Genomic DNA, 3,318 nt, shown 5'->3' with positions numbered 1-3,318 from the left:
CTACGTCAGCCCCTAAAAATAAGATAAAGTATGTTGACCATAAAATTCCACCAAAACTAACAGTGGTTAGATTTGTATTCAAAAAAATGCAACCCACAAGGGTTGCATTTTTTATTTTAAACTAGAGTAAAAACTACTTACTCTATTTAAATTACCATTGATAGCCAACACCTACACCACCGGAGTAATGGCCGGCAGAGTTAGCCGTTCCCGTTACTTTCAAGATAACTTTTCCGTTATCGCTTGCACGAGAATAGCCCACTGCAATTGCCGATGCGCCACTGTATCCGCCGGCTGCGGCTGCAAGCATTGATTTACCTGGAATGTAAACCTGTGGTAACGATGCCGCTGCGGCAGAGTTCGCACCGATACCACGCACGCGTTTATCCAGTTTATTCACGCGATTATTTACGTTTGCAATATCGCCACGCACTTGGTTCAGTTGGTTAACATTCACCGCATCCGTGCCTTTCACACCCGGTGCGACACCGCTGATCACTTTGTTACCCGCATTAATGCCTTTATTATTAATGCTTGGGCCGTCTTTAATCGACAAGCCTTCATTGTTGATCACCGTATCACCGACCGTCACGCTGCCGTCTTTGCCAAGATCAATTTCTTTGGCTAACTTCACAGAAAGTGTGCCATTTCCGTCAGACACGACGCCGATATTGGCTTTATCAGACAGTTTCGCCGCATCCGCTTGACCGCCGACAACATTCACGCGGCTATTGAGTTTCTGTTTCGACACGCTACCGCTGTCGCCCATAAACTCAAGACCGTCGTTAAGGGTTGCCACCGTTTCTGTCGAACCGTCTTGTTTAACGTATTCGATACGCGTTTTGCTTTCACCGTCTTTGCCATCGTTACCGTCAAGACCTTTCGCACCGTCTTTCACCGAGATATTAGCGGATACGCCGTCTTTACCGTCTATGCCTCTTGGGCCGGTTAAGCCGATAGAACCGTCTTTGCCGTTAATCACGACAGATGATCCGTCTTTACCGTTTACCCCGATTGTGCCGTCCACGCCGTCTTTACCCGGCTGACCGTTTTGACCCGGTTCGCCTTTCTCGCCGATAACCAAATTGTTACCCGTAGAGATTTCGTAGCCGTTGTCGATCTGTTTCACAACAATGTTGTTACCTTGGTTGAGGTTAAAGGTTTCATTATTGTTGATCCGCTTATCCGTCGCCGTATCTTGGCCATTTGTCGCAAGGTTAAAGCCGCTGTTTGCAATCGCCTTATGGAGCTGGCCGCCATTGACCGCTTGTTTGCTGTTCGGACTAATATCCCCATCTGCCACATTGTTCACCACTTTATCTCCGGCATCAATACCGCTTTGGGTGATTGACGGGCCGTCTTTGATGGTGAGACCATCGTTGCCGACTGTGGTGTTACCCATTGTCAAGTTGCCGTCTTTCAACGTCGTTCCGCCAATGGTGACACTACCGTCTTTGGTGAGGTTCAGATCTTTGTTCAAGCTCACAGCAAAATCTTTACCACCAGACGCATTCGTGCCGTTTTCACGCACTTTCACGTTTGTATCATCGTTGCTGACACTTTCTTCTTTCGCAATCTGTTTTTTCATTTCATCGGAAAGATCGATGTCATAGGTCGTCGTAAAGTTTGCTCCATCACGATTCGGTGTCACTTTCACGCTATCGGAACCTTTAACCACAGATTTTTCTGCATTAACGGTATAAATCTTATGTCCGTCCGCTGCAGTTGTATTCGTGACAGTCACATTTTTACCTTCTACAACTTCCGTTTTTGCTGCCGCCATACTTGTATTTAGCTGGGAGAGATTAACCGCATCCGTTGCATTCACACCGTCCGCAACATTGGTGATTCGTTTATCCCCTGCATTGATACCGTCAATGGTGACGCTCGGTCCACCGTCAATAGTTAGCCCTTTATCGTTGAGGGTGGTGTTGCCGATAGTGACGCTACCGTCTTTAGTCAGGTTCAGATCTTTGGCTAATTTCACCGTGAGGTTGCCGCCTTTGTTGATTACCCCGATATTATTGTCGGTCAGTTTCGCTTCATCGCTAACCCCACCGGTAATATTCAGAGTTTCACCCAATTTCTTCGCAATCTCTTCGCCGTTATCGCCTTTGAACTTCAAGCCGTCATCTTTGGTGGCGATTTCACGGGTCGTAGTTGTGCCGTCTGTGTTGGTGGTGTTATACACCAAACGCTCAATGCCTTTACCACCTTTATCATCTGCATCTAACGTGCCAGAACCGTCTTTCACCGTGAAGTTAGCCGATGCACCGTCTTTACCGTTGATGCCGATTGTGCCGTCTTTACCATTTAAGGCAATGCCTGCACCATCTTTGCCATCCGCACCTTTCGGGCCGGTTAAGCCGATAGAGCCGTCTTTACCGTTAATGACCACCGCAGAACCGTCTTTGCCGTTCACGCCGATTGTGCCGTCCACGCCGTCTTGACCATCTTTGCCGGCCTCACCCACAGTAATGTTGTTAGAGGTTGCAATTTCATAGCCACTGTTGATTTGTTTAATCACAATGTTATTGCCTGCATTGAGGTTGAACGTTCCGTTGTTGGTTAAACGTTTACCTTCATCACTCAAGTCGTCAGCCATCTCAACTATACCGTTAGAGCCAGCCACTTTTGCAGATTTCAGCCCAAATCCAACCGCTTGCAACGTAGTGTTGGTGATATCTTTGGTTGCATTTTTCAAATCGCCTACATTCACGGCATTCTTCAACGCATCACCCGTGATGTTGTTCAGGATCTCATTGAAGGTTGGATTGCCAATCACGCCTGTACCTGACGGAAGTACACCGCTATCCACATTGGTAATTGACACCGGTTCTGACGCATTGCCGCCAATAAATTTCACTTTATTCGTTGGCTCATTGGTTAAATTACCGTCTCTATCCACATAGCTATTGGTCGTATTAAAGGTAATGTTAGTCGTGCCGGTTGCGTTGTCATAGACCGCTTTCACCTTCACCCCTTGGCCGTCAATGAAGTTCACCGTGTTACCGTGCGTGATAAAGTCCACGGCGTCACCGTTATTTTTCAAGTTCCAGCCTGCATTTAACACGTCACCGACTGTCGCTGCGTTGTTTGTCACATTCGCATATTTATTGCCCGCACCAGCTGGATTAGAGATGGTGTCATTCGTGACGTTATCTAAATTGCCCTTGACGTTTGTAATCGTGGTATTACCGGCATTGAACCCGTCTTTATTAAGGGTTACATTTCCGATCGTGACACTACCGTCTTCGGTCAAATTCAGATCTTTCGATAATTTCACTTCCAACGTACCATTGTTGTTATTCACACCAA

1 protein-coding gene is annotated in these 3,318 nt (G+C 47.0%); it reads right to left on the bottom strand.

Annotation, left to right across the window (positions count from 1 at the left end; genetic code table 11):
- Nucleotides 1–151 precede the first annotated feature (151 nt).
- The coding region (locus BKL51_RS05825) for a YadA C-terminal domain-containing protein (protein ID WP_198930111.1) at nt 152–3,318 on the bottom strand (3,167 nt) is incomplete at its 5' end.

This window comes from Rodentibacter sp. Ppn85 (assembly GCF_001999335.1).
Lineage (GTDB): Bacteria > Pseudomonadota > Gammaproteobacteria > Enterobacterales > Pasteurellaceae > Rodentibacter.
This window is presented reverse-complemented; position numbering and strand designations above follow the sequence as displayed.